The organism is Candidatus Micrarchaeota archaeon (assembly GCA_028866575.1).
Taxonomy (GTDB): Archaea; Micrarchaeota; Micrarchaeia; order Micrarchaeales; family Micrarchaeaceae; genus UBA12276.
In genome coordinates this window covers 1-4,980 of the sequence record JAGWHU010000020.1, presented here as the reverse complement: position 1 = coordinate 4,980, position 4,980 = coordinate 1, and the positions used below count along the sequence as shown (strand labels likewise).

General features: G+C 51.6%; 6 protein-coding genes. All 6 read right to left on the bottom strand.

What is annotated here, in order from left to right:
• The coding region (locus tag KGI06_05925) for a hypothetical protein (GenBank protein ID MDE1871748.1) at positions 1 to 1,208 on the bottom strand (1,208 nt) is incomplete at its 3' end.
• A 91-nt stretch (positions 1,209 to 1,299) separates the two neighbouring features.
• Positions 1,300 to 2,523, bottom strand: coding sequence for a hypothetical protein (locus KGI06_05920; GenBank protein ID MDE1871747.1), 1,224 nt, complete (start codon positions 2,521 to 2,523; stop codon positions 1,300 to 1,302).
• A 3-nt stretch (positions 2,524 to 2,526) separates the two neighbouring features.
• Positions 2,527 to 2,982 carry a GNAT family N-acetyltransferase gene (locus tag KGI06_05915; GenBank protein MDE1871746.1) on the bottom strand — a complete coding sequence of 152 codons (456 nt, stop codon included), beginning with the start codon at positions 2,980 to 2,982 and terminating at the stop codon, positions 2,527 to 2,529.
• Positions 2,976 to 3,209 carry an acyl carrier protein gene (locus KGI06_05910; protein ID MDE1871745.1) on the bottom strand — a complete coding sequence of 78 codons (234 nt, stop codon included), beginning with the start codon at positions 3,207 to 3,209 and terminating at the stop codon, positions 2,976 to 2,978. Before KGI06_05910 ends, KGI06_05915 begins: the two co-directional genes overlap by 7 nt.
• Positions 3,188 to 3,436, bottom strand: a complete 249-nt coding sequence (locus KGI06_05905) for a hypothetical protein (GenBank protein ID MDE1871744.1) — start codon at positions 3,434 to 3,436, stop codon at positions 3,188 to 3,190. Before KGI06_05905 ends, KGI06_05910 begins: the two co-directional genes overlap by 22 nt.
• Before the next feature lie 20 nt (positions 3,437 to 3,456).
• Positions 3,457 to 4,938, bottom strand: a complete 1,482-nt coding sequence (locus KGI06_05900; protein MDE1871743.1) for a hypothetical protein — start codon at positions 4,936 to 4,938, stop codon at positions 3,457 to 3,459.
• Positions 4,939 to 4,980: the final 42 nt, after the last annotated feature.

Sequence of the window (4,980 nt, the reverse complement as noted above, 5' to 3'; positions counted from 1 at the left end):
TTCGTAACATCCAAATCACGCTGGAATTTCGTAGCAGCATTCTGTCGATAAGATTCGCTGACCGTACTCATATCCTTCAAAACATCTGCGGGAATAGAAGCACCGCTCGCCTGTTTTCCAAGGAATCCGGTGATTTTATCGAGCGCCGAGCCAGCACCGGCATATTGTTCGATTTCATTCATATTCATGCGCTTCGTCTGACCAGCCACATTGATTTGCAAAACTCCGGTGACAGGAGAATAGGCGTAGGCTACTTTATTTCCTTTGTTCGCCATATCAATCATGGACTTCATGTCATCCGCAGCTTGCTCCGCTTGGCTATAAGCCTCGCCCGCCTTCTGAGCCGCTGCCGTGGCAGCAGGAACAAGATGCGGAGGAACGTTGGCAAGCGCCGCACCGCTCCCACTGGCAATGGCCGCTTGCACTGCCTTTGCCTTGTTGGCGGCTCCCTGTACGGCAGCAGGAGAATTCTGCACGTTGATTCGGGCTGCCTCCTCCGCAGCGGCCTTTTGAGCTGCACCTTGTAGAGCTGCTGGGCTAGTCTGCGTGGCAATCTGAGCTTGACCAACTTGTTGCGCTTTCCATGCTGGATAATCAGCCGCTGTTTTCCCAGGATTCTGCTGAAGAAATGAAGCAAGCTCCTTCGCATCAGGAGTTCCCGCACGAATGCCAGCTACCTGCAACTGATTCTGGAATTCCTGCTGCTTCTGCGAAGAAGCAACCAAACTGTCGGCAATCTGCCTCACCAAGCCAGGATTCTGTTTTATTTGTTGGTCAACCTGTTGCAGTCTTTGCTGGTATTGCGGAGGCACTCCGGGCATGGATAGTTGATGCTGCAAGAGAAGGTCAGCAAGATTCGGGTCATAATTCGCATTCTGAATCGCCTTCCCTACGCTTCCCATCGCATCTTGCATCGAGGTCTGCACATCCTGCTGCGCTTTCGATGCATCGGCCATTGACTTCTGATAGTCAGCGGTATTCTTTAGAATCCCTGGAATCGCTTCTCCATGCCCGCTCGATGCCAAACTTTGACTGAGCATATTCGTGTCGATGGATGGCTGCCCATCGGGATTAACTTTCAGAGCGTCTCTGTATGCCTGATTGACGGCCTGTGTTTGCCCAAGCTGATATTGCCTTTGCTGATTCTCAAGCTGCGCTCCTTGAATCTGTTGCTGCTGTAGCTGCTGGCCGCCCAGCAATGATTTCAAAGCCACAAGCTGCCTATATTGGTCAAGCGGCCCCGGCTGTTGCGGAGGAGGCTGTACTGCCAATGCTGGAAGAGGTATTCCGCCCATTATCTCAAACTCCTATCGGCCATTGGCTTGCCCCACCGGAACCAGAATTATTCTTTCCTAGCAAGGAATAAAGGCTCAACAATTGTCCCAGATTCGATGTGGCTCCGCTCAATCCTCCGGCAATGGCATTCGCCCCGCCCACATATCCGCTCGCTGTAGCGGCAGCAGAATTCTGGAAGTCTTGGCCAATCTGCCCACCTGCCCCCAGCAAAGTATTGGACATGTTTCCTGCCGTATTCAACCCAGACGAACTTAGCTGCCCTGCCGAAACCTGTCCAAGACCCGCGAGAGAGGCCAAGCGGTTATATTGATTTGCCTGATTCTGCTGGAATTGGTTATAACCCATCTGATACTGATTAAGGGCCTGGTTGTAGACATTCCCGTAATCGCTTTGCGCTGCCTGTTGAGCGTAGTTGGTAAGAGCTTCTCCTGTGTTTCCACTCAGCAATCCTCCCTGCGCTGCCGCTAAATCTTTCAGTGCCGACAAACCTTGTTGCAACTGGAACTGATAGCCTGGATATTGCTCCGCTTGCTCTGCCGTGGGCGCTTGGAATTGCTGCGTCCACGGTTGCATGAGAGAGCCGGTCGCGCCAAGCGAAGGATTGACAAGCGACCCAAGCGTCTGCGTCGAGCCTCCCGGCTTAGGACTTGCAGCGAGTCCCGGCTGCGCTCCACCCGCGGGCTGAATACCAGCAGAGCCAGCCGGAGGCGCAAACGATTGAATTCCTCCCATTACCGGAGAAGCGATGGGACTTCCAACCCCTCCACTCGAAGCGGGCACGGGCATTCCGGGTGAACGGTTTCCGATGCTTTGTGTTCCACCCATATTCGGCGTAGCCGATGGACTTCCCATCGACGTGCCATTAATCGGCGTGTTCGTTCCGGGATAATTTATAGAAGGCACTTGCAACGGCTGAGGAGAATAGAGACTCTGATTAGCAGAAGATGAAGGTAGAACACCAAGAAGATTTTCAAGGTTGACGAGCGCACTGGTTCCACCTTGGAGATAGGGAGAAATCTCCTGCTGAGAATTATTGTACTGCCCAGCCTGCAATTGCAACCCTTGCTGCGCTTCTTCCGCCTGAAGCATGGCCGCAAACTTTGCGGCATTCGATTGCACGCCAGCAGCATTTCCCGCAGCATTTGATTCAATGGCGGCTCCGCCCAAAGAGCCTGCCGCTCCCAAACCCGCTCCAATTGCTAATCCTCCCGCCGTTCCCATTCCCATTTTTTACCTCAGCATTTTCGTGAAAACTGTGTCTGTAGCACGAAATCCCAACTTCTCGAACAAGACCGAATGGTCACTATGCAGCTTGGTGCTTACATACATCTTCGTAACGCCACGATTTCTCAAACTTTCTTCGACGAACATAAGAAACTTTGCCCCGCATCCGCCCTTGCGATATTCCGGCAAAACGAAATAAGCATCCGTCTGACTCATTGGACCCGCATTCTTGTAGTGAAGATGCGGAAGCACAGCAGAAACGAAATATCCCACCAGCTTTCCATCTTCCCGCACCGTAGCCAAATGCATAAGTCCGCGCCGGTCAGCCTCTTCATACATTTCTGTATTAGGAGCGAGAGCGATCCTGTCCTGGTCCAAGGCCAATTCCTTGTAATGCGCTTCGAACATAGTCTGCATCTCGGAAACAATCTCAGACCACTTTTCCGTCTGAAACGTCAGCATTCCATAGCCTCCACCACATCAATCAGATTGCCGACATTCTCGATGCCAATCAGATGCGACTTAGGAATAGGCCCAAATTCCTTTTCTATGGCCTGAATCATGGAAACAAAATCCAGAGAATCCATTCCCAATTCCTCGAAAGTAGTGGCTTCGCCAAGCTGTTTAACGCCCGACTCTTCCATCACGATTCTCATTACTCGCAATCCTACTGAAATAGCGGTATCCAATAGACCACTCCATTCACTGAAATTTGACGATACGTTACAGGCTGCTGCGGGTTTGTAGGGCCGCCACCTGTACCAATTGCCTTTGTCTGCATAGTTACGGTGCCGCCATTTCCGAATCCCAACGGCCCAAGCAATGAATTCAGATATTGCCCGACGGTATTAAACCACCGCCCCGACTGCTGCGTCGGCTTTCCAGATTTGTCCACCACCACTGTCACGCTAGTCAATGGAGAAACAGGTCCAGTGCTCACGATACTTTCCTCACTTGGCTTGCAATCCTTTCCGATGGCAGCGTATAGCCAGTCGCTTCCAGATATGCATCCACAATTCTCCACGGTACCGGGTCACTCACGGAAACCTCATAAATCCTTTCTCGTGACCTTCCCAGCCTGCGCCAGATAACTCGCTTGCGATATTCTCCCGCTTGCCCGCAATCGAGAGAATAAGAGTTGCTCCACGTCTTGGCCGAATCATCGCTCCATCTGAGAATCATGGAAGGTCCGCGAGGATTGCCTTGCCCATCGAGGAGCGGGGGAATTGGCCCCAGTCCGACTTCCGTATCTACTTGCAGCGAGTTGTGAAAAATGTATTGCTGCTCGTTCGATACAAACGGCGAACGTCTCACCCGGCGAATGTTTCCTTGAGGTTCTGACAAATAAGCCAATGACATTTCGTAAATGTTCCCGCTCATCCAGTCGCCTACCAGATGCTTTCCGAAGCTATAAACATGAAACTGAGAACGATGTCCGGTAAAAGCGAATCCGTTCCACACTCCCCGCTCGTGCCATTGTTGCGTTGCCACATCATAAACCCACGTCGCATTTGCGGTCGGAAACAGAACTACATAGAAGGAATGCCCTTCTTCTTGATAGCCATAGGCAATGGCATCGGAAATTGTCGAATATTGCCTCCAAGCATACTCAACTGCATGCGTAGAAATCCTTTCCGGCACATATCCGTTTGCGCGCCATGCAATCCCTCCTCCGCGTGAATCCTGCCCAACCCAAAACAGGGTGTTATCGAGAATCGCTGTGCTATTCGCAGCCGCCGAGCCTTGCTCCATTACACCCGCACTCGAATTGACTTGAAATGGAAAAGGGAAACTTCCGGCATCGTAATACGTCGTACCAGCCTTCAGTCCCAATAGCCAAATCTCCCGATGCAAAACCTTCATCGAAACCACAATGTCAGGGAAAACCGAAACCTGCGCTACGGATGCTCCGGGCCATGTCGTCGCATCGAGGGGATTCGATGCCTGAATTTGATTCGAGTTCCTGAGCAACGCAAGGTAAAACCCATCGCAAAAATCCACTTGCCCTACATTGGTGATAACCCCTGAAGATATCGCCGTCAGTGTGTTTGCATTCAAGTCAAACACATACAGTGTCCCCGCGCTGGCAATGGCTACCTGATTCGGTCCCGCAACCATCGAAACAACCGCGCTATCATTCAGAATCGTTCCGCGAACAAGCGTGGTCATGTCCGCGAATATTTCATAGAATGTGGTGCCGGAGCATGCAAACGCTCTGCCGTTGAATGTAAGAAATCCTCTCACCGAAGGGCCAGATAGCGAACAAAACAGAGAAAGACCGGGCGTGCCTAGCAATCCCATGCCGCTTTTTCCCGTTCCGCTTTCGATAACTTCCGGGTAGAAATTCATGCAGAAGTCTGAAGCAAAGTTGGGGCTGATGGACTGATATGTTCCGCCAACAAATCCGAATCGAGCCATCAGCGCCTCACGGGAGTATCGCTATAGTAGTTATAAAGCCCC